Raw genomic sequence first — 21507 nt, 5'->3', positions numbered from 1 at the left:
CCATGCTCTCTGAACAGCTTCGCGTCGAAATCCAGCGCAACATCGCCGCCTCCCTGGCCGAAGACATCGGCACCGGCGACCTGACGGCGCGCCTGATCGCGCCCGACACCGAGGCCCGCGGCCGCGTCATCACCCGCGAGGACGCGGTGATCTGCGGCACCGCCTGGTTCGACGCCGCCTTCGCCGCGCTCAGCCCGGCGGCGGTGGTCGACTGGCACGTCCACGACGGCGACGTGGTCAAGGCCGGCGACGTGCTGTGCGACATCATCGCCCGCGCGCGGGTGCTGCTGACCGCGGAGCGCACGGCGCTGAACTTCCTGCAACTGCTGTCCGGCACCGCCACGGTGACACGCCGCTTCGTCGATGCCGTCGCCGGCACCAAGGCCAGGATCGTCGATACCCGCAAGACGCTGCCCGGCCTGCGCCTGGCGCAGAAGTACGCGGTTGCGATCGGCGGCGGCACCAACCACCGCGTCGGCCTCTACGACGGCATCCTGATCAAGGAAAACCACATCATCGCCGCCGGCGGCATCCGTGAAGTGGTCGAGCAGGCGCGCCTCATCGCGCCGTCAAACGTCTTCATCGAAGTCGAGGTCGAGAGCCTCGACGAACTGAAGGAAGCGCTTGATGCAGGCGTGAAGATGGTGCTGCTCGACAACATGAGCCTGGACGACATGCGCGAAGCCGTCGCCATCAACGCCGGCCGCGCCGAACTCGAAGCTTCCGGCGGCGTCAGCCTGGAGCGGGTGCGCGCCATCGCCGAAACCGGCGTCGACCGCATCTCGATCGGCACCCTGACCAAGGACGTGCGCGCACTCGACCTGTCGCTGCGCCACGTCGAGGCCCAGGCCTGAGCGCCGCCCGATGGCCGACGGCGCCAGCGCTTCCCTGCCGCCCTGGCCGACGGTGCCGGCCTGCTACGGCTGGCTGTCGCTCGACGCCCGCGGCCGCTGGCGGCTGAAAGGCGAAACGATCTCCCATCCCGGGCTGATCGCTTTCCTGAACGCCCATTACACCCATGACGCAGAAGGCCGCTGGCTGGTGAACAACGGCCCGCAGCGGGTGTACGTCGCGCTGGAAAGCGCGCCCTGGGTGCTGCGCCTGCAGCCTGACAGCAGCTTCGTCACCCACACCGGGCGCAGCGTCACGGCGACCTGCCCGCTGCTGCTCGACGCCGAAGGACGGCTGTTCCTCGCCACCGACGCCGGCCCCGCCGCGCTGGACGACCGCGACCTGGCGATGCTGCTGGCCGAGGTCCTCGATCCGGCAGGCGGCACCGCCGGCGAAGAAGCCTTGTCGGCGCTGATGTCGGGCGCATCCACGCCGGACGCCGCCGCGCCCCGACTGCAATGGAAGGGCCTGGAGCTTCAGGCGCTGGCAGCCGCCGACCAGCAGACGGCTGCCGCCCGCCTCGGCTTCATCCGGGATCCGCAGCCCGAATCGGCTTGAAGCCTGCCCGGTACCGGCTACGGCCCGAACACCGCGGAGCCAGGGCTCCGCGGCACTGGCCGCCTCAGACGCGCTCGGTGATGAAACGCTTCACCGCATCCACGTCCGGCGCCATCACCTCGACGCGCTGCGGCAGCTTCTCGATGCCTTCGAGGTCGGCCGGGCGCTCCGGCTCGCGGCCCAGCGCCTCGACGATGGTTTCGGCGAACTTGACCGGCAGCGCGGTTTCCAGCACCAGCACCGGCACGCCGGCCGGCACTTCGGCGGCACGCTCCCAGGCCACCTTGACGGCGTCGGCGGTGTGGGTGTCGATCATCACGCCGTACTGCTCGTAGACCTTGCGGATGGTCGCCAGGCGGTCGGCGTGGCTGCTGGCACCCGAGATGAAGCCGAAGTCGCCGATGCGGGCGAATTCGGCCGAGGTCGACAGGTCGAAGGGACGGCCGGCATCGACTTCCGCCCACAGCGCAGCGACCTTCTGCGGCTTGCGCCCGACCAGGTCGAAGACGAAGCGCTCGAAGTTGGAGGCCTTGGAGATGTCCATCGACGGGCTGGAAGTGACGTGGGTCTCGGCGGCCTTGCGCGGACGGTAGACGCCGGTGCGGAAGAACTCGTCGAGCACGTCGTTCTCGTTGGTGGCGAGGATCAGCTTCGCCACCGGCAGGCCCATCTGGCGGGCGATGTGGCCGGCGCAGATGTTGCCGAAGTTGCCCGAGGGCACGCAGAACGCGACCTGCTCGTCATTGCTCTTCGTCGCGGCGAAATAGCCCTTGAAGTAATAGACGATCTGCGCCGCGACACGCGCCCAGTTGATCGAATTGACCGCACCGATCTTGTGCTTCGCCTTGAAGGCATGGTCGTTCGACACCGCCTTCACGATGTCCTGGGCGTCGTCGAACATGCCGGTGACGGCGATGTTGAAGATGTTGTCGTCCTGCAGCGAATACATCTGCGCGCGCTGGAAGGCGCTCATCTTGCCGTGCGGCGACAGCATGAACACGCGCACGCCACGCTTGCCGCGCATCGCGTATTCCGCCGCCGAGCCGGTGTCGCCCGAGGTCGCACCGAGGATGTTGATCGTCTCGCCGCGCTTGGCCAGCACGTACTCGAACAGGTTGCCGAGCAACTGCATCGCCATGTCCTTGAAGGCCAGCGTCGGGCCGTTGGACAGCTCCAACAGACCGAGGGGACGAGAATGAGTGCCCTCCTCCAGCCAATGCACCGGCGTGATGTCGCCGGCCTTGTCGCCCTCGCGCACGTGGCAGTAGACCTCGGCGGTGTAGGTCTTGTCGCAGATCGCCTTCAGGTCGGCCGGCGGGATGTCGGTGACGAACTTCGACAGGATGGCGAAAGCCAGCTCGGCGTAGGAGAGATTGCGCCAGGCATCGAGTTCGGCGCGCGTCACCTGAGGATAGGTCTCGGGCAGGTACAGCCCGCCATCGGGTGCGAGGCCGCCGAGCAGGATGTCGCAGAACTCGGGATTGGCGGGCTGGCCGGCATGGCCTCGGGTGGAGATGTATTTCACGGAGGAAGTCCTCGGAGACTGGGCTGGAATCGGGCCGGACGAAGCGTCCGGGTGCAAATGCGCGATTTTAACGAATGGCGCGGCAGCCGACATACCGTTCCAGGGCCGGCAGGCGGCTACAATTCCTGCGCCTCACGACAAAAACCGGAGAACACCATGAGTTTCGGCAACATCATCGGCCAGATTCTGCAGCAAGGCATGGCCAGCCAGAGCCGTTCGCGGCTGGATCACACGCTCGGCTCGTCCGGGCTGGGCGGTGCCGGCGGCCTGGGCGATCTGCTCGGCACGGTCCTGGGCGCGGGCGGCGGTGGCCGCGGCAGCGCGGGTGGCGGCCTGGCGGACGTACTGGGCAGCGTTCTCGGCGGCCAGGGTTCGGCCAGGGGCGGAGCCGGCAACCTGGGTGATCTGCTCGGCGGCCTGCTCGGCGGCGGCGCCGGCGGCCGCGCTGCGGGTGGCGGCCTCGGCGACGTGCTCGGCGGCATGCTGGGCGGCGGAAGCAGCGGCACCGGCCGCGCCGGCTCGGGCAACCCGCTCGGCGGTGCCGGCATGGCCATCCTCGCCACGCTGGCGATGGCGGCGCTAAAGAACTGGCAAGGCTCGCGGACCGCGGCCGGCTTCACCGGCGCCCAGGCGGCGATGGCACCCGACCAGATCGAGCCGACCCAGCTGGCGGCGATGACTTCGCCCGAGACCGAACAGCTCGTGCTGCGCGCGATGATTGCGGCGGCCAAGGCCGACGGCGAGGTGGACGAAAGCGAAATCCAGCGCATCGTCGGCAAGATCGGCGAAGACGGCGTCACGGCGGAAGAAAAGCAGTTCGTCGTCGCCGAGCTGCGCCGCCCGCTGGATCTGGAATCGCTGATCGCCGCCGTGCCCAACCAGGCGGTCGCAGCTCAGGTCTACGGTGCTTCGCTGCTGGCGATCGACCTCGACACCGAGGCCGAAGTGGCCTATCTGCGCCAGCTCGCACGCGGCCTGGGGCTGGATGCCGGCACGGTCGCGCGGCTGCACCAGCTCACCGGTGTGCAGGGCTGACATGCGCCGCTGACGGAAAGGGCCGGTTTGCGCCGGCGAAACTGCGGAAACGGCCGTCGGGCATGGCGCTCGGCGGCCGTCGCCGTTCATGGCGTCCGGCCCGATTACAGCCGCATCCATCGAAAAAATGAATCGTTGACGCTGGCTGCGCTTGCCATTACATTTTTTTGAGCGACGAGTCAAGTGGTATTACCAATATAATCAAATCGGTCCCGCAGCGCTGACGGGCACCTTGAGGAGGAGACATGAGCAACCCGTCGAACAGCCTTGCGCGCGCCTATCCGCCGCGACCGGCAGCCGTGTATTTCTACGCCACCTGTCTGGTGGATCTGTTCGTGCCGGAAGCCGGCATGGATGCCATCAGCCTGCTCGAACGCGAAGGCATCCGCGTGATCTTCCCCGAAAACCAGTCCTGTTGCGGCCAACCCGCCTTCACCACCGGCTTTCCGCAGGAAGCGCGCAAGGTGGTCGTCTCCCAGCTCGAGCTGTTTCCCGAGGAATTGCCCATCGTCGTCCCTTCCGGCTCCTGTGCCGGCATGTTGCGGTGGCACTGGGAGAATGTCGTCGGCGACGATCCGGCGCTGCGCGCCAAGGCGGCGGCAATCGGCGCCCGCACCTACGAGCTCGCCGAATTCCTGTTGCACGTGCTGGGCTTCCAGCGCCACGACGAGGGCGAGCCCGTCACCGTCGCACTGCACACCTCCTGTTCGGCGCGGCGCGAGATGGGCACCCATCTCGTCGGCCGCGAACTGCTCGCCCGCCTGGGCAACGTCACCCTCGCCCACCACGATCACGAATCCGAATGCTGTGGCTTCGGCGGCACCTTCTCGCTGAAGCACCCGGACATCTCGACCGCGATGGTCAGCGACAAGGTTGCCGCGCTGAAGGCGACCGGCGCGCGCGAAGTGGTGACCGCCGACTGCGGCTGCCTGCTCAACATCACCAAGCGTGCGGAAAAGGAAGATCTCGACGCCGGCCGCCGCCAGGCTTCGCTGCCGGGCGAGCACCTCGCCACCTTCCTGCTGCGCCGCACCGGCGGCCAGGTCGCGCAGAGGAGCTGACATGAGCGCCAGCCGAGAACGCATCCTGTCCAGGCTGCGCGCCAGCCGCCCCGCCCAGCCCCTGCCGGTGCCGGACCTGGACCAGCATTACCAGCCCCGCCTGCGCGACGAGAGCCTCGCCGAACGCGTGGCGCGCTTTCGCACCGGCATCGAGAGCTTCCATGCCGAAGTGCATTTCTCCACCGAAGCCGACTGGCCCGCACTGCTCGCCCGCCTGTGCGCGGACAAGGGCGTCGCTTCGCTGCTCTACGGCGCCGATACGCCGGCCGGCAGCCGGCTGGATCCGGCCGGCTTCTCCACTACGGCACTGCGCCCCTGGGCCGGGCGGGTCGAGGATTTCAAGCGCGAGCTGTTCCACCAGGTCGATGCCGGCTTCACCCAGACGCTGGGGGCCATCGCCGAAACCGGCACGCTGATCCTGTGGCCGTCCGCTGCCGAACCGCGCACCCTGTCGCTGGTGCCGCCGATCCATTTCGCTTTGCTGGATGCGCGCCGCATCCACCAGACCTTCTTCCACGCCATCCGCGACGGCGGCTGGGCTTCCGGCCTGCCCACCAACGCGCTGCTGGTGTCCGGCCCGTCCAAGACCGCCGACATCCAGCAGACCCTGGCCTACGGCGCCCACGGCCCGAAGGAACTGGTCGTGATCGTCACCAACGCCGAAGGAGACGGGCAATGAGCACCCCCCAATCGAATACCGCCCAGCCGCTCGCCTTCGTATCGGCACAGGCGCTGCGCAAGCGCATCCACGAAGCGGTGAACGACACCCATCTGCGCACGAGCTTCCGCGGCGCGATGGATTTCCTGATGGCCAAGCGCGCCGCGCAGTTTCCGGATGCGTCGGAGCTGTCCTCGCTGCGCGACCTCTCCGAGAGCATCCGCCAGTACAGCCTGTCCAAGCTGCCCGAGCTGCTGGAGCAGCTGGAAGCCAACCTGACCCGCAACGGCGTGCAGGTGCACTGGGCCTCCGATGCCGACGAAGCCAATACGATCATGCTCGGCATCGCCCGCCGCCATGCGGCGAAATCCATCGTCAAGGGCAAGTCGATGGTCAGCGAGGAAATCGAATTCAACCACGCCATGGAAGCCGCCGGCATCGAAGCGCTGGAGTCGGACATGGGTGAATACATCGTCCAGCTCGCCGGCGAGAAACCCTCGCACATCATCATGCCGGCGATCCACCAGACCAAGGAACAGATCGCCCGCCTGTTCGCCGACAAGGTGCCGGGCGTCGATTACACGGACAACGTCGATGCGCTGATCCAGATCGGCCGCCGGGTGCTGCGCGAGAAGTTCGAGCATGCCGACATCGGCCTGTCCGGCGTCAATTTCGCCGTCGCCGAAACGGGCACGCTCTGCCTCGTCGAGAACGAAGGCAATGGCCGCATGTGCACCACGGTACCGAAGGTGCATATGGCGATCACCGGCATCGAAAAGGTCGTCGAGAAGCTGGAGCACGTGGCGCCGCTGTATTCGATCCTGACCCGCTCGGCCACCGGCCAGGCAATCTCGACCTACTTCAACATGATCTCCGGCCCGCGCAAGCCGGACGAGAAAGACGGGCCCGAGGAAGTCCACCTGATCCTGCTCGACAACGGCCGCTCGCAGGCCTATGCCGACGAACAGTTGCGCAAGACGCTGCAGTGCATCCGCTGCGGCGCGTGCATGAACCACTGTCCGGTGTATACCCGCATCGGCGGCCACGCTTATGGCACGACCTATCCCGGCCCCATCGGCAAGATCGTGTCGCCGCACATGATGGGCCTCGAACAGACGCATCTGCTGCCGACGGTGTCCTCGCTGTGCGGAGCCTGCGGCGAGGTCTGTCCGGTGCGCATCCCGATTCCCGAACTGCTGATCCGCCTGCGGGGCGAGGCGCAGAGCGAGCCTCATGCCGACCCGGCCCTGGCCGGCCAGGGCGCGGGCTACAGCAAACCGCTGTCGCTGCTGTGGCGGACCTGGGCGGGCATTTATGCCAGCCCGGGCAACTACCGGCTGTTCACCTGGCTTGCTTCGCGCTTCCGGGCGCTGACGCCGAAGCAGCAAAGCGGCTGGACGGCGGCGCGCACGCCGCTCAAGCCCGCGCCGCGACGGCTGCGGGACATGGTGCGGGAACGGCACTGAATCCGTCCGCACGCGGCGTTCTCCATGCGGAGCGCCGCGTCCCTCACACCTTTCTCCATTCCCACCGAGGGACGAATCTCCATGTCCGCACTGATCGAAGCCCTGCGCCGCCGGCTGCCCGCCGAGCACGTGATCACCGACGAACTGCGCCGCCTCGCCTACGGCACGGACGGCAGCTTCTACCGCCTGATTCCGGAAGTCGTCGCCGTCGTCGATAGCGAGGACGAAGTGCGCGACGTGGTCGATCTCGCGCGCCGCCACCAGCGGCCGGTCACCTTCCGTGCGGCCGGCACCAGCCTGTGCGGCCAGGCGGTGACCGACGGCGTGCTGGTGCTGCTCGGCGAAGGCCTGGCGACCTGCCGCATCGCCGCCGACGGCACCACGGTGGACGTGGGGCCGGCCATCATCGGCGCCGAGGTGAACCGCCGGCTGGCGCCGCTGGGCCTCAAGATCGGCCCCGACCCGGCATCGATCAACGCCGCCAAGATCGGCGGCATCGTCGCCAACAACAGCAGCGGCATGTGCTGCGGCACCGCGCAGAACAGCTACAACACGCTGGCCGCGATCCGCGTGCTGCTGGCCGACGGCAGCCTGCTCGACACCGCCGACGCGGCCAGCGTGACCACCTTCCGCAGCAGCCATGCGGCACTGCTCGAGCACCTGGCCGCGCTGTCCGCCGGCATCAAGGCCGACGAGGCGCTCTGCACCCGCATCCGCAGCAAGTACAAGATCAAGAACACCACCGGCTACAGCCTCAACGCCCTGGTCGATTTCGACGACCCGGTGGATATCCTCGCCCACCTGATGATCGGCTCGGAAGGCACGCTGGGCTTCATTTCCCGCGTCAGCTACCGCACCGTGCCGGAATACGCCCACAAGGCCAGCGCGCTGGTGTTCTTCCCCGACATGGAAAGCGCCTGCCTGGCGGTGGCCGGGCTGAAGTCGGCGCCGGTGGATGCGGTCGAGCTGCTCGACCGCGCCTCGCTGCGGGCGGTGGCCGACAAGCCGGGCATGCCGCCGGTACTGCGCGACCTGGCCGACGGCGCCACCGCGCTGCTGATCGAGACGCGGGCGCCGTCCGCCGAGGAACTGACCAACCGCATGGACGCCGTGCTCGCCGAGCTGGCCCGCCATCCGCTCCTGGAGCCGCCCGCCTTCACCACCGACACCACCGAGATCGCACGCCTGTGGAACGTGCGCAAGGGCACCTTCCCGGCAGTCGGCGCGGTGCGCAAGCCCGGCACCACCGTCATCATCGAGGACGTCGCGGTGGCGGTGCCCGACCTGGCCGCCTGCTGCCTCGATCTGCAGCAACTGTTCGCCAGGCACGGCTATCACGAAGCGATCATCTTCGGCCATGCGCTGGAAGGCAACGTCCACTTCGTATTCACGCAGGATTTCGGCATCGACACCGAAGTCGCCCGCTACGCCGCCTTCATGGACGAGCTCTGTACCCTGCTGGTGAAAAAGTACGACGGCTCGCTGAAGGCCGAACACGGCACCGGGCGCAACATGGCGCCCTTCGTCGAGCTGGAATGGGGCGCGCAGGCCTATGCACTGATGAAGGAGATCAAGCAGCTGTTCGACCCCGAAGGCCTGCTCAACCCCGGCGTCATCATCAACGACGACGCCGAGGCCCACGTCAAGCACCTCAAGCCGATGCCCGCCGCCGGAGACCTGTACGCGCCGGTGGATCGCTGCATCGAGTGCGGCTTCTGCGAGCCGCAATGCCCCTCGCACGGCCTCACGCTGTCGCCACGCCAGCGCATCGTCGGCTGGCGCGAGCTGTCGCGGCGCAAGGCGGCGGGCGAAGCGCCCGGCGAGCTCGGCCAGGACTACCTCTACATGGGCCTGGACACCTGTGCCACCTGCGGCTTGTGCGCCACCGCCTGTCCGGTCGGCATCGAGACCGGCGCGCTGACCCGCGCGGTGCGCGGCGAAAACCTGTCCTCGGTCGCGCGTTCGCTGGGCCGCGTCGCCGCCAACCATTTCGGCGCCACCCAGGCACTGGCGCGCACGGCATTGAAAGCCGGCCATGTCGCCGAATCCGTGCTCGGCACGCCGCTGCTCGCCCGCCTCAGCGGCAGCGCCTGGAAAGCCGGCATGCCGAAGCCGCAGCCGGCGGGCCGCGCCACGCCCTCCGCCGGCGGCGACAAGGTGGTCTATTTCCCGGCCTGTGCCGGCCGCATGTTCGGCGCCGACACGCCGGAGAATGCGCTGTCGGCAACCGTCATCCGCGTGCTCGAACGCGCAGGCTACGCGCCGGTCGTGCCCGACGGCATCGATGCGCTGTGCTGCGGCCAGTCCTTCGCCAGCCGCGGCCTCGCCGAGGACGCCGAGCGCAAGTCGACCGAACTGGAAGCCGTGCTGCGCCGCGCCAGCGACAACGGCCGCCATCCGATCGTGTTCGATGCCAGCGCCTGTTCACTGCGGATGAAGACTTTCCTCGGCGAGCGCCTGCCGGTGTACGATCTCGTCGAGTTCGCCCACGACGCCCTGCTGCCGCGCCTGATGCTGGCGAAGAAGAGCGCGCCGGTGCTGGTGCATCTGAACTGCAGCGCGCGCCGCATGGGCTTCGAAGACAAGCTCACCCGGCTCGCCCGCGCCTGTGCCGAGCAGGTGACGCTGCCGGCGGAAGTCAAATGCTGCGGCTTCGGCGGCGACCGCGGCTTCGTCGTGCCCGAACTGAACGCCCACGCATTGCGCAAGCTGGCCGCCGACATCCCGGCAGGCTGTTGCGGCGGCTACTCCAGCAACCAGACCTGCGAGATCGGCCTCACCGCCGCCACCGGCCTGCCCTACCGCTCCATCGTCCATCTACTGGACGAATGCAGCCGGGAGGCGATGGAGCAGGCGCGCTGCTGAGCCGCCCGTTCGGACGGGGCGGCGGGGCGACAGCGCCACGCCGCCTCGAACAAACCACAGGACGCCCGATGCTGCGAACCCTCGAATCCATCGTCCGCTTCGTGCCGGACATCGACACTGCTGCGGCCTGGTACGCGGAGCTGCTGGGCAGCAGCGTCCGCCACGAGAACCCGCAGTACGCCTTCATTCATGTGGACGGCCTCACCATCGGCTTCCATCCCGCGGACTCGAAATGCCCGGGCGGTATCGGCGGCACCACCGTGTATTGGGAAGTCCCGGACATCGACGCCGCGATCCGCCACCTCGAGCAACGGGGCGCAGTGCTGCACCGGGGCCCCGTCACCACCGACTTCGGCGCACGCGCCGCGATACTCCTCGACCCCTTCGGCTGCACCATCGGCCTCAACCAGGGCAGCGCCCGCTCGCGCGCCCTGATCTGCGGCGGCTGAACGGGCGACGGGTGACGAAAGCGAGAAGCCTCAGTCGGCCTCGAGCCGGAAGCCGATCTTCAGCGTGACCTGGAAATACGCGATCTTGCCGTCGACGACGTGACCGCGGGTTTCCACCACCTCGAACCAGTCGATGTGGCGGATGGACTGCGCCGCAGTCTCGATGGCATTGCGAATGGCAGCATCGGTGCCTTCGCGTGAAGAGCCGACGACTTCGACGAGCTTATAGACGTGATCGGACATGCCTGTCTCCTGTGTTGGTGGATTGACGCTCGGCAACCGGCACCCTCAGCCATCGTCGTCGCTGTCACGGCCCTGGCGCGCCTCGAACCCCTGTACCGAGGAGCGGTAGGCGCGAACACCGAGCACGGCGACGGCGACGAGAATGCCGATGAAGACGATGAGCTTGAATGCCATGAAAGCCGATCCTGTTTGCCGCCGGCACGACCCTCGCGCCAGGCGACGGCTGCGCATATGTCCAGTGTAGCCGCCAGTCCTCGCTGGCGCTTGCCGCATGCCGCTCGTCGCGCGCCGGCTTTCAGCCGGCATTCGCCTCCAGCCAGGCCGCCCTCTCCAGCCAGCGGCTGGCCTTGTCCGCCGCGAGTCCGGGTGCGGCGGCGATGCGGCGCAGCGCCGCGGGATCGGGCCGGTGGGCAATCACCGTGTCCCAGTATTCGGCCAGCGTCAGCCAGGGATTGGGCCGCTCGAGCAGCTCGATATCGTCGCCGGCGCACAGGCGGCCTTCCCGCAGCACCCGGTAGTACCAGCCGGTGACGCCCGCCGCCTCGACGAAGCGCGAAGCGTCCTTCACTTTCAGCCGGAGATCGATCTTCCAGCACGGCGAACGCGGCTGGCTGACCTGCACCTCCGCTTCACCGATGCGCAGCACGTCGCCGATGCAGAGATCGTGCTCGGTCAGGCCACGCGTGCTGACGTTTTCACCCAGGATGCCCGGCCCCACCATCGCCGCGCACTGCGGCCATTCCTCGGCCAGCAGCGCGTAGTGCTCGGCCGGGTAATGGTGCAGCGCCTTGTCCGGTCCACCGTGATGGCGCAGATCGGCCTGCTCGTCTCCTGCCAGCCCGGTCGGGCCCAGTTGCACTGGACCGTCGACCGCCGACTTGAAGATTCCGCTGGCTTCGCCTTCGGGCAGCATCAGGCGCACGCGCCCGATGAAGACCTGATCGACCGTGCTCGTCAACGCTGCGCCTGCCATTTCCTTTCCATGCTCCCGAACAAGGCGGCCAGCTTACCGGGGCTTCTCTCCCCACGCCAGCGTATCGCGGAAATGGCAGCGACACCCGGCCGGCACTAGGGAAATTTTCTTATACCCATGCCAGTAACGAGGAAATAAGCTTCCGACAAGTCAGATTGTCATGAGCCAAAGGGAGCTTTCCATGAATACGCGAGCGATCCTGCGAACTGCCGGCATCGGCTGTTCGCTGTTGCTGGCCTCCGCTGCCGCCTCGGCCGACACGGCGCAAGCCGATGCGGTCAAGCGCGGCGAATACATTGCCCGAATGGGCGACTGCGTCGCCTGTCACACCGCGCCAAACGGCAAGCCGATGGCCGGCGGGCTGGCGCTGGAAACACCGTTCGGCACCCTGTACTCCACCAACATCACGCCCGACGAGAGGACCGGCATCGGCCGATACACGTTCGAGCAGTTCGACCGCGCGATGCGCAAGGGCGTGGCCGCCGACGGCCACAACCTCTACCCCGCGATGCCCTACCCGTCCTACGCCAGAATGACCGAAGCGGACATGCGTGACCTCTACGCCTACATGATGAAGGGCGTCGAGCCGGTCGAGCAGGCGAACAAGGAAAACGACATGGACTGGCCCTTCAGCATGCGCTGGGGCCTGTCGCTGTGGAACGCCTTCTTCCTAGACGACGAAGCATTCACGCCCGATCCGAAGCAGTCAGCGCAATGGAACCGTGGCGCCTACATCGTGCAGAGCCTGGGCCACTGCGGCGCCTGCCACACACCGCGCGGCTTCGCCTTCCAGGAAAAGACGATGGGCGACAAGGGCGGCAAGGGAGACACCTTCCTCGCCGGCGAAACCGTCGAAGGCTGGCGCGCCTTGAGCCTGCGCAACCTGTGGACGCCGGAGGACACCGCCGAGCTGCTCAAGACCGGCCGCAACAAGCACGGCACGGTGTCGGGCAACATGGTGGATGTGGTGCAGCACAGCACCCAGTACATGACGAACGAAGACCTGCTCGCGATGGGCGTCTATCTGAAATCCCTGTCCCCGGGCAAGGATGACCTGCCGATGCAGATCGCCCAAGGTCCGGCACCTGCCATCGTGCCGCTGCCGGCCGGCATGGGCGCGGCACCGGAAGATGACGTGCCGACCACGATCTTCACCACCCGCGGCGGCCTGGGCTACCTGCAGTTCTGCGCCGACTGCCACCGCGCCAACGGCAACGGCGTGCCCAACGTGTTCCCGCCGCTGACCGGCAACCACACGCTGCAGTCGCAGGATCCTTCGACGCTGATCCATATCATGCTGACCGGCTGGCGCGCACCGGTGACCGAGAGCCACTCGCGGCCGCTGTACATGCCGGCCTTCGCCCAACTGGCCGACCAGGAAATCGCCGACATCCTGAACTTCACCCGTCGCAGCTGGGGCCCCGGCGATGCACGTGAAGTGCTGGCGAGCGACGTCGCCAACGGACGCAAGCACCTCGGCGCCAAGAGCATCAACGAGCGGCCGTTCGAGACGCCTCGCCTGGCCGACATGCTGAAGGAGCCGAACGCCGAACAGCTCGTGCTGGGTGCGCGCCTGAACATCGACACCGCCCGCATGCTGCCCAACCACGTCGGCGCGGCGATGAACTGCGCAAGCTGCCACCTGAACGCCGGTACCGTCGCTGATGGTTCGCCCTATGTCGGCGTGTCGGCCTTCTTCCCGAGCTACGGCGCCCGTGCAGGCCGCGAAATCACCCTGGAAGAACGCATCAACGGCTGCTTCCTGCGTTCGATGAACGGCAAGGCGCTGCCCAAGGAAGGCGAGGAAATGAAGGCCATGGTCGCCTACTTCGACTGGATGAAGCGCGAGACCAAGCCCGAAGACCGCGTCGAAGGCCGCGGCATCGGCAAGATCGACCGCAGCATCGTGCCGAACCCGGAAAACGGCAAGCTGATCTACGCCGAACAGTGCGCGATCTGCCACGGTGACGAAGGCGAAGGCATCAAGGACGCCAAGGGCCGCTGGGTCTACCCGCCGCTGGGCGGCAACGATTCCTTCAATATCGGCGCCGGCATGGCCCGCATCTACACTGCCGCGGCCTTCGTCAAGCGCAACATGCCGATCGCCTTCCACGACCGCTTCCCGCTCGGCCAGGGCGGCCTGTCCGACCAGGAGTCGGTGGACGTGGCAGCTTGGTTCAGCCACTTCCCCCGTCCGGACTTCCCGCCGAAGGTCAACGACTGGCCCAAGGGCGGCAGGCCTTCGGATGCCCGTTATTGATGAGGATTTGAGAGCCTCTCCTGTATGAGCTTGGGCCGGCGAAAATGCCGGCCTTTTTCTTGCCAGACCTGGAAAAACCGGTATTGCTCAGTCCAGTGCTTCAGGATCGGCACGCAGGAATAGCCGCGCCAGTTCTGCCGCAGAGGAAATGCCCGCCTTCTCCATCACGTGCTGGCGATGGATATGCACCGTCTTCTCGCTGATGCCGAGCTCGGCGGCGATGAGCTTGTTGGGCAAGCCGCGCGCGACCAGGTGTGCGACTTCCTGCTCGCGCGGCGACAGGTGGGCGAGCGCGGCACGGGCGCCGTCGCGCCGCTGCGCCTCGTCGAGCATCGACGCGCAACGCTCGATGGCCTTGGCGACGGCATCGATGATCGCCTGATCGTCGAAGGGCTTTTCGATGAAATCGCAGGCGCCGCATTTCATCGCCTGTACCGCCATCGACACGTCGGCGTGCCCGGTCATGAACAGGATCGGTGCCTCGAAGCCGCGCTCGCGCAGCACCTGCTGCAGTTCCAGCCCGCTCATCGCCGGCATGCGGATGTCGAGCAGCAGGCAGCAAGGCTGGCCTGGGCCGGCGCGGCTGCCGATTTCATCGAGGAACGCCTCCGCTGAACCGAACAGGCGTACCGGCCAGTCTTCGGCTTCGAGCAGGAAACGCAGGGAGCGGCAAAGTGCGGGATCGTCGTCCACCACGTAGACGACGGCATTTTCAGTTTGCAGCGACATGGCAAGGCAGGGAAAAGGAGAAACGCATGCCGGACGGTACATTGCTTTCGGCCCACAGGCGACCTCCGTGCGCTTCGACGATGGTCTTGCAGATCGGCAGCCCCAGGCCGAGGCCATCCGGCTTGGTGGTGAAGAAAGGCTCGAACAGATGGGATTGCTGTTCCGCGGTCAACCCGCAGCCCTGGTCGATGACGTGGACCAGCAGGCGCTTGTCGGCGGTTTCCAGGCGGATGGTGACGGCCTGGCGTTCCGGCGGCAGATCGCGGCCGGCGTCGATCGCGTTCTTCACCAGGTTCAGCAGCACCTGCTGGATCTGCGGCCCGTCGGCCAGCACTTCGCAGCCGGGCGGCAGCTCGTTCTCGCAGATGATCGCCGGCGCGTGCAGCAGCATGCCTTCGATCAGCTTGCGGGTGCTGTCGACCAATGCCGGCATATCCACCGGCTCGCGCACCGCGCTGCGCTTGCGGGCGAAATCGCGGATGCGGCGCATGATGCCGCCGGCCCGCTCGGCTTCACTGCCGATCTCGGCGCAGGCTTCGACCACCGCCGCGTCGCTCAGGCGGCCGTCGGCATGGCGGCGCAGCAGGCTGCGGGCGTAGTTGCCGATGGTGGTCAGCGGCTGGTTGATCTCGTGCGCCAGGCTACCCGACAGCTCGCCGAGGATGGACAGGCGGGACAGGTGCTCCATCTGCTCCTGGTGGCTGCGCACCCTCGCCTCGGCGTCTTCGCGGGCGCGCAGCGAGGCGCGCAACTCGGCGGTGCGGCGCTGCACCAGATGCTCGACCCGCACCGTATGCACACCCCAGGCGGTCAGCACCAGGGCGAGTACCAGCAAGGCGGGCCAGAAGCGGCGCAGCAGGCCTGCCAGCGTGACGTCGCGCAGATGGGCATAAGGGCCAGTGCGCAGTTCGCGGTACAGCTCGTGCACCGACTGGTAATCGGCGGGTACCGTCCACGCCATGCCGGTGTCGGCCGGCATCGCCAGCAGCGCCTGCGCCACCTGCTTTGACAGGCCGTGGCCGATACCGCGCGTCACCGCGATCGGCCAGTCGGGATACAGCGCGGTCGACAAGCCGCAGGGAAAGGCCGCAACCGCGGGATCTGCGCTGCGGCGGTCACCCAGCACGCGGAAATCCTCCTGACGCAGCACGCCGCGTGCCGCGGCCTGCTCGATGAAGCAGCTGCGCACCACGCCGGCATCGGCTTCGCCGCGCTGTACGGCTGCGACGATGCGCATCATCGGCACGCCGAGGAAATGGATCTCCTTCAGATGCGATTCCGCGTCGATGCCCTGCGCCAGCATCTCCCGCACTACCAGCAGGTAGCCGCCGAAAGCGTCCGGCGCCATCGCCGCCAGGCGCTTGCCGCGCAGGTCGCCGAGCGTCTGCAGGTCGCTACGCTCGCTGCGCACGATCAGCGCGGAGCCGGTTCCCTTGTCCGGCGACAGCGCCTGCGGCGAATCCAGCGTGGCGATCCGGCTGAGGCCGAATTCGTTCTCCATCGCCACGTAGTAGCCGGGATTGGTGACGACCAGATCGACGCGCTGCTGGCGGATCGCCTCGTGCAGGCTATCGGCATCGAAATGTTCGAGATCGAAGCGGTAGCCGGGGATACGCTCGTTCAGGAAACGGGTCAGTGGCGCCCAGTCGAGCGCCGCCGCCAGTTCACCCTGGTAGGCGAGCACACCGATGGTCACATCCTGAGGGCGGCTGCCGTTCTCGGCCTGCGCCGGGCCGGACAGCAGGCCGAAAGCGGACAGGATCGGTAGACAGAACCGCATGGCCCGGTGCAGCAAGGCCAGCCCGCGACGTCCGGCTGACACGCGCCGCCCGAACAGGCCCATCCTGCCGGTGTCGCGCCCGTGTCGCACCGATCAGAGATCCGGCGTCGAGCGCTCGGACACGCCGAAGGCCACACCCCCGCCCCCGCCGCCCATCCCCATGCCGCCTCCGCCACCGCGGCCACCGCCGGCACCGCCGCGGCTGCCCGGGCCCGACGGCCGCGCGGGGCCCTGAGCCGGAATCTCCGCATCGGCCGGAACCGGCGCCAGATCCAGCGCCTGGCGGATGAAGTCGCGCAGCGAGACGACCAGTTCGTCGGTATGGACGTGCTCGCCGGCGACCAGCTGGCGGCTCGCCGCCGCGGCCAGGCGCACCTGTTCCTCGGTGCCGAGCAGGATGATGTCGGACAGCGCCGCTTCCACCGCGTCGCGGATCCGCCGGGCGCGCTCCGAATTGGAGGCCTGCTGCGCGGCGTCCTCGCCGCCGGCCGGGGTGTCGGCCTCGCGGCGAAGATCGCGCATGTGGGTGGGATCGACGGTGAGCGTGCCGGTGAAGGAGCCGCCCAGCGTCTTGTAGGCGGCGATCAGCGTCTTCAGGCGTTCGTTGATCTGCCTGTTCACCCGCTCCCGGCGCTGCTGGATCGAGAACATCATGATCAGCCGGATGCCCATGCTGATCAGCGTGAACAGGGCCAGGCCGATGACGGCCAGCAGCAGATCCGGCCAGGAAGTGAAGTCGAAGAAGCGCACTTGGGTTCCGGGATGGTCGAGTTCCCGTCGAAGGATAGCGGAAATCCACGCCGGGACCGGGCACGTCCCGCGCGTGCGGTGCTGCAGCGCTGCTGCCGGGCAGCAAAAAGGCCGCAGCGGGAGCCGCGGCCTTTTCCCTTTTCGTCCATGCAGTCCCGGACGAAAACTTACTGCAGCGCTTCCATCCTCAGCCGCGTGACCTGTCCGCGCACCACCGGCAGCGCCTCGATACGGCCGATGGCGGCATTGGCGTTGCGCTCGACGGTCCGGTGCGTGAGCATGATGATGTCGGTCTGCGATTCGCCTTCGGCGGCTTCCCGCTGCAGTAGGGCCTCGATCGAGATGCCGCTGTCGGCCAGGATGCGGGTGATGTCGGCCAGCACGCCGGGCTTGTCGTCGACCCGCATGCGCAGGTAGTACGAGGTGACGACGTCCTCGATCGGCAGCACCGGCACGTCGCGCACCTGGTCGGGCTGGAAGGCCAGGTGAGGCACGCGGTGCTCCGGGTCGGAAGTGTGCAGGCGGGTAACGTCGACCAGGTCGGCGATGACGGCCGAGGCGGTCGGCTCGGCGCCCGCTCCCTTGCCGTAGTACAGCGTGGCGCCGACCGCATCGCCCTGCACCAGCACTGCGTTCATCGCGCCTTCGACGTTGGCGATCAGGCGCTTGGCCGGGATCAGCGTCGGATGCACGCGCAGCTCGACGCCCTGCTCGCGGCGGCGGGCGATGCCGAGCAGCTTGATGCGGTAGCCGAGCTGTTCGGCATAGGCGATGTCGACCGGATCCAGTTTGGTGATGCCTTCGACGTAGGCCTTGTCGAACTGCATCGGGATGCCGAAGGCGATCGCGCTCATGATCGTCGCCTTGTGCGCGGCATCCACGCCCTCGATGTCGAAGGTCGGATCGGCTTCGGCGTAACCCAGCGCCTGCGCTTCCTTCAGTACCTCGGCAAAAGGCAGGCCCTTGTCGCGCATTTCGGACAGGATAAAGTTGGTGGTGCCGTTGATGATGCCGGCCAGCCATTCGATGCGGTTGGCGGTGAGGCCTTCGCGCAGCGCCTTGATGATCGGGATGCCGCCGGCCACCGCGGCCTCGAAGGCCACCATGACGCCCCTCGCTTGCGCCGCGGCGAAGATCTCGTTGCCATGCACGGCGAGCAGCGCCTTGTTGGCGGTGACGACGTGCTTGCCGTTCTCGATCGCCTTCAGCACCAGTTCCCTGGCCACGCCGTAGCCGCCGATCAGTTCGATGACGATGTCGACTTCCGGATCACCGACGACTTCGAAGGCGTCGTCGGTCAGCCTGGCTTCGCCGCCGGTGACCTTGCGGGCGAGTTCCAGGTTCTTGTCGGCCACCGCGGTGATGCGGATCGGACGGCCCGCGCGGCGGGAGATTTCCTCGGCGTTGCGCTTCAGGACGGTGAAGGTGCCGCCGCCTACGGTACCGATGCCCAGCAGGCCAACATTGATCGGTTTCATGCAGTGTGTTCCGTGGTGTGTGAAGTGTGTCGGGGGGGAAGAGTCTGCCGGATGGCCGGCGCGGTGCGCCGGCCGGCTGTCAGGCGCCGTGGCGCTTGCGGTAGTTCTCGAGGAAGCGCGCCAGGCGGCCGATGGCCTCGCGCAGGTCGTCCTCGTGCGGCAGGAAGACCATGCGGAAATGCTGGTTGTCCGGGTAATTGAAGCCCGAGCCCTGCACCAGCATCACGCGGGTGGCGCGCAGCACTTCCATGAAGAACTGGCGGTCGTCCTCGATCGGATAGACCTTGGGATCGAGCCGCGGGAACATGTACAGCGCCGCCTGCGGCTTGACGCAGCTCACGCCCGGGATCGCGGTGATCAGTTCGTAGGCGATGTCGCGCTGGCGGCACAGCCGCCCGCCGGGTTTGACCAGGTCGTTGATGCTCTGGTAGCCGCCCAGCGCGGTCTGGATGGCCCACTGGCCCGGCACGTTGGAGCCGAGCTTGAGGTTGGCCAGCATGTTCAGGCCTTCGATGTAGTCCTTGGCGTCGTCCTTCGGCCCGGAAATCACCATCCAGCCGGCGCGGTAGCCGCAGGAGCGGTAGGCCTTGGACAGCGAATTGAAGGTCAGCGTCAGCACGTCGGTCGACAGGCTGGCCATCGACGTGAACTCGACGCCGTCGTACAGCACCTTGTCGTAGACCTCGTCGACCATCAGCACCAGGCCGTACTCGCGGGCGATCTGGACGATGCCTTGCAGCACGTCGTCGGGATAGATCACGCCGGTGGGATTGTTGGGGTTGATGACGACGATGCCGCGGGTGCGAGGCGTGATGCGCGCGCGCATGTCGTCGAGGTCGGGCAGCCAGCCCTTGTCCTCGTCGCAGCGGTAATGCACCGGCGTGCCGCCGGCGAGGCTGGCCGAGGCGGTCCACAGCGGGTAGTCCGGCGTCGGCACCAGCAGTTCGTCGCCATCGTTGAGCAGCGCGTTGGTCGCCATCACGATCAGTTCGCTGGCACCGTTGCCCAGGTAGATGTCCTCGAGGGTCACGCCCTCGATGCGCAACTGCTGAGTGTAGTGCATCACCGCCTTGCGCGCGGCGAAGATGCCCTTGCTGTCCGAATAGCCCGCCGAATCCGGCAGGTTGCGGATCATGTCCTGCTGGATTTCCTCGGGCGCATCGAAGCCGAACGGCGCCATGTTGCCGATGTTCAGCTTGATGATCTTCTGGCCCTCGTCCTCCATCTGCTTGGCCGCATCCACGATGGGTCCGCGCACGTCGTACAGCACGTTGTTCAGCTTGGCCGACTTGCGGATCGGACGCGCGACGGCCGCACCCGCCTCGGCCCTGGCAGCCGGTTCCGGGTTGGGCATTGCGAGCTCGACTGTCTTCTCCGCTTTCATGGCTGGCCTTTTCGTGCTGGGAGGGAAGGAACGGCTGGGAAGAAACCCGGGGCTTACCCCTTGCCGCAAAAGATTGTTATCTTAGCCGCGCTGCCGCACTGCGGCAATTTCCCGGCGCGCACCGACGGCCGCATCGAATACCTCATCGAGGCAACGACAAGCGACGAACGATGAAACTCCATCAGGACAGCAACGACAAGTTCAACGTCGTCACCGGCTACGGCGACGACCACGTGATGGTCAACAAGGTGCGCCACGACGGCAACCTGATCGTGACCGCGGACGGCATCCACACCGGCTGGGCGCCCGCCGCCACCGGCGATCTGGCCGCGTTGACAGCCGACGACCTGGCGGCGGTGGCCGAACTGCGGCCCGAGATCCTCATCGTCGGCACCGGCCGGCGCCAGCGCTTTCCGTCCCCCGTCCTGCTCCGCCCGCTGATCGAGGCGCGCATCGGCTTCGAGTTCATGGACCTGCCGGCAGCCTGCCGCACCTACAACATCCTGGTCAGCGAAGGCCGCTCGGTGGCGGTCGCGCTGCTGTTCGAGGCCGCGGACTGAAACGGCCTACGGATCGATCCAGTTTTCCAGTCGAAGCCCGGGAACACGCTGGAACTCACGCAGGTTATTGCTCACCAGCGTCAGCCCCCGGCTCCGGGCATGCCCGGCGATGTGAAGGTCATTGACACCGATGGGCTGGCCCTGTCGCTCCAATGCGGCGCGGATCTGCCCGTAGTGAGCCGCGGCAGCTTCGTCATAGGCCAGAACCTGAAGGCGGCTGCTGAAATCCTGCACAGCGAGGAAATTGCGTGCCGGATCGCTGCTTTTTTCCACCCCATGCATCAGCTCGGCCAGCGTGATGCTGGAAATGGCCATGCGGCCGTGGTGGCGGTTGAAACTGGCGAGCGCGGCGATAGGCCGGCGTTTGATGACGTAGATCGCAATGTTGGTGTCGAGCAGATGGCTGAGCAGCGCGGGCGCATTCATAGCCCTTCGCGCTCCGGCTGCGATTGATCCGCCCGCTCGCTGATGAAATCGTCGCTGACCGTATGGCTACCGAGAAAGAAGCTGTCCCAGGCCGACTCGGCTGGCGCGATGATGCGTTCGTTGCCGACCACGCGCACGCTCACTTTCTTGACCTCGGCCGGAAAGCGGGCTTCGGCAGGCAGGCGCACGGCCTGTGTGCGGTTGTTGGTAAAAACGGTCGTGGTGGTCATGATCGCTCCTCCTTCACCTGCGATATACATCGACTATATACACTGACCGCGAGACGGACAAGGATCGCATCGCACTCGGCCAGCGGCCCGCATGGCCGGACGACCGGCTGCCGACGGACGATTGCGGGCGAAACCTTGCTCCGCTACCCTGCGTTGAAACGTATGCGCGCATGGCGAGGCCGCTCC

At 67.3% G+C, this 21507-nt stretch carries 21 protein-coding genes; 10 read left to right on the top strand and 11 right to left on the bottom strand.

What is annotated here, in order from left to right; genetic code table 11:
* The first annotated feature begins 2 nt into the window (after positions 1 to 2).
* Positions 3 to 854, top strand: a complete 852-nt coding sequence (nadC, locus tag NX068_RS00695) for a carboxylating nicotinate-nucleotide diphosphorylase (RefSeq protein ID WP_263459366.1) — start codon at positions 3 to 5, stop codon at positions 852 to 854.
* 10 nt (positions 855 to 864) lie between these two features.
* Positions 865 to 1449, top strand: a complete 585-nt coding sequence (locus NX068_RS00690; RefSeq protein WP_263459365.1) for a DUF2946 family protein — start codon at positions 865 to 867, stop codon at positions 1447 to 1449.
* 64 nt (positions 1450 to 1513) lie between these two features.
* Here the strand turns inward: NX068_RS00690 and thrC are convergent, their stop codons facing one another.
* Positions 1514 to 2974, bottom strand: coding sequence for a threonine synthase (gene thrC, locus NX068_RS00685; RefSeq protein ID WP_263459364.1), 1461 nt, complete (start codon positions 2972 to 2974; stop codon positions 1514 to 1516).
* A gap of 156 nt (positions 2975 to 3130) precedes the next feature.
* Between thrC and NX068_RS00680 the strand changes: the two genes are divergently transcribed.
* The 6 genes from NX068_RS00680 (at position 3131) to NX068_RS00655 (ending at position 10508) form a co-directional block, all read left to right on the top strand.
* Entirely contained in the window at positions 3131 to 4009 is an 879-nt protein-coding gene (locus NX068_RS00680; RefSeq protein WP_263459363.1) for a tellurite resistance TerB family protein, read from the top strand.
* A 245-nt stretch (positions 4010 to 4254) separates the two neighbouring features.
* Entirely contained in the window at positions 4255 to 5070 is an 816-nt protein-coding gene (locus NX068_RS00675) for a (Fe-S)-binding protein (protein WP_263459362.1), read from the top strand.
* Between the two features lies 1 nt (position 5071).
* Entirely contained in the window at positions 5072 to 5749 is a 678-nt protein-coding gene (locus tag NX068_RS00670) for a LutC/YkgG family protein (protein WP_263459361.1), read from the top strand.
* Positions 5746 to 7194, top strand: a complete 1449-nt coding sequence (locus NX068_RS00665; RefSeq protein ID WP_263459360.1) for a LutB/LldF family L-lactate oxidation iron-sulfur protein — start codon at positions 5746 to 5748, stop codon at positions 7192 to 7194. The genes NX068_RS00670 and NX068_RS00665 overlap by 4 nt, the downstream gene beginning before the upstream one ends.
* An 81-nt stretch (positions 7195 to 7275) precedes the next feature.
* The gene (locus NX068_RS00660; protein WP_263459359.1) at positions 7276 to 10059 is read left to right on the top strand and encodes an FAD-binding and (Fe-S)-binding domain-containing protein; all 2784 of its coding nucleotides are present in this window, start codon (positions 7276 to 7278) and stop codon (positions 10057 to 10059) included.
* 68 nt (positions 10060 to 10127) lie between these two features.
* A complete protein-coding gene (locus NX068_RS00655) occupies positions 10128 to 10508 on the top strand; it encodes a VOC family protein (protein ID WP_263459358.1) in 381 nt (126 codons plus the stop codon).
* A 30-nt stretch (positions 10509 to 10538) separates the two neighbouring features.
* On the opposite strand, the gene NX068_RS00650 is transcribed toward NX068_RS00655, so the two are convergent.
* The 3 genes from NX068_RS00650 to NX068_RS00640 form a co-directional block, all read right to left on the bottom strand.
* On the bottom strand, positions 10539 to 10751 hold the full coding sequence (locus tag NX068_RS00650; protein WP_263459357.1) for a dodecin: 213 nt from the start codon (positions 10749 to 10751) through the stop codon (positions 10539 to 10541).
* 45 nt (positions 10752 to 10796) lie between these two features.
* A complete protein-coding gene (locus NX068_RS00645; protein WP_263459356.1) occupies positions 10797 to 10925 on the bottom strand; it encodes a hypothetical protein in 129 nt (42 codons plus the stop codon).
* A gap of 121 nt (positions 10926 to 11046) precedes the next feature.
* The gene (locus tag NX068_RS00640; protein WP_263459722.1) at positions 11047 to 11709 is read right to left on the bottom strand and encodes an MOSC domain-containing protein; all 663 of its coding nucleotides are present in this window, start codon (positions 11707 to 11709) and stop codon (positions 11047 to 11049) included.
* A 196-nt stretch (positions 11710 to 11905) separates the two neighbouring features.
* Between NX068_RS00640 and NX068_RS00635 the strand changes: the two genes are divergently transcribed.
* A complete protein-coding gene (locus NX068_RS00635; RefSeq protein ID WP_263459355.1) occupies positions 11906 to 13984 on the top strand; it encodes a c-type cytochrome in 2079 nt (692 codons plus the stop codon).
* A gap of 87 nt (positions 13985 to 14071) precedes the next feature.
* On the opposite strand, the gene NX068_RS00630 is transcribed toward NX068_RS00635, so the two are convergent.
* The 5 genes from NX068_RS00630 to NX068_RS00610 form a co-directional block, all read right to left on the bottom strand.
* A complete protein-coding gene (locus tag NX068_RS00630; RefSeq protein ID WP_263459354.1) occupies positions 14072 to 14713 on the bottom strand; it encodes a response regulator transcription factor in 642 nt (213 codons plus the stop codon).
* Positions 14697 to 16493 carry a sensor histidine kinase gene (locus tag NX068_RS00625; protein WP_263459353.1) on the bottom strand — a complete coding sequence of 599 codons (1797 nt, stop codon included), beginning with the start codon at positions 16491 to 16493 and terminating at the stop codon, positions 14697 to 14699. The genes NX068_RS00630 and NX068_RS00625 overlap by 17 nt, the downstream gene beginning before the upstream one ends.
* A 93-nt stretch (positions 16494 to 16586) precedes the next feature.
* A complete protein-coding gene (locus NX068_RS00620) occupies positions 16587 to 17243 on the bottom strand; it encodes a hypothetical protein (protein ID WP_263459352.1) in 657 nt (218 codons plus the stop codon).
* A 167-nt stretch (positions 17244 to 17410) separates the two neighbouring features.
* Positions 17411 to 18721 (bottom strand): homoserine dehydrogenase, encoded by a 1311-nt coding sequence (locus NX068_RS00615; RefSeq protein WP_263459351.1) that lies wholly within the window; start codon positions 18719 to 18721, stop codon positions 17411 to 17413.
* A gap of 79 nt (positions 18722 to 18800) precedes the next feature.
* Entirely contained in the window at positions 18801 to 20105 is a 1305-nt protein-coding gene (locus tag NX068_RS00610; protein WP_327084795.1) for a pyridoxal phosphate-dependent aminotransferase, read from the bottom strand.
* A gap of 170 nt (positions 20106 to 20275) precedes the next feature.
* Here NX068_RS00610 and NX068_RS00605 point away from each other — a divergent pair, with 170 nt between their 5' ends.
* Positions 20276 to 20665 carry an Mth938-like domain-containing protein gene (locus NX068_RS00605; protein WP_263459350.1) on the top strand — a complete coding sequence of 130 codons (390 nt, stop codon included), beginning with the start codon at positions 20276 to 20278 and terminating at the stop codon, positions 20663 to 20665.
* A 6-nt stretch (positions 20666 to 20671) separates the two neighbouring features.
* On the opposite strand, the gene vapC is transcribed toward NX068_RS00605, so the two are convergent.
* The gene (gene vapC / locus NX068_RS00600) at positions 20672 to 21091 is read right to left on the bottom strand and encodes a type II toxin-antitoxin system tRNA(fMet)-specific endonuclease VapC (protein ID WP_327084794.1); all 420 of its coding nucleotides are present in this window, start codon (positions 21089 to 21091) and stop codon (positions 20672 to 20674) included.
* Positions 21088 to 21321 (bottom strand): type II toxin-antitoxin system VapB family antitoxin, encoded by a 234-nt coding sequence (vapB, locus tag NX068_RS00595; RefSeq protein ID WP_263459349.1) that lies wholly within the window; start codon positions 21319 to 21321, stop codon positions 21088 to 21090. The genes vapC and vapB overlap by 4 nt, the downstream gene beginning before the upstream one ends.
* Positions 21322 to 21507 lie beyond the last annotated feature (186 nt).

It is taken from the genome of Thauera carbonicopians (assembly GCF_025699485.1).
Classification (GTDB): domain Bacteria; phylum Pseudomonadota; class Gammaproteobacteria; order Burkholderiales; family Rhodocyclaceae; genus Thauera.
Note: the sequence above shows the minus strand (reverse complement) of the source record. Positions and strands in the feature narration are given on the sequence as shown.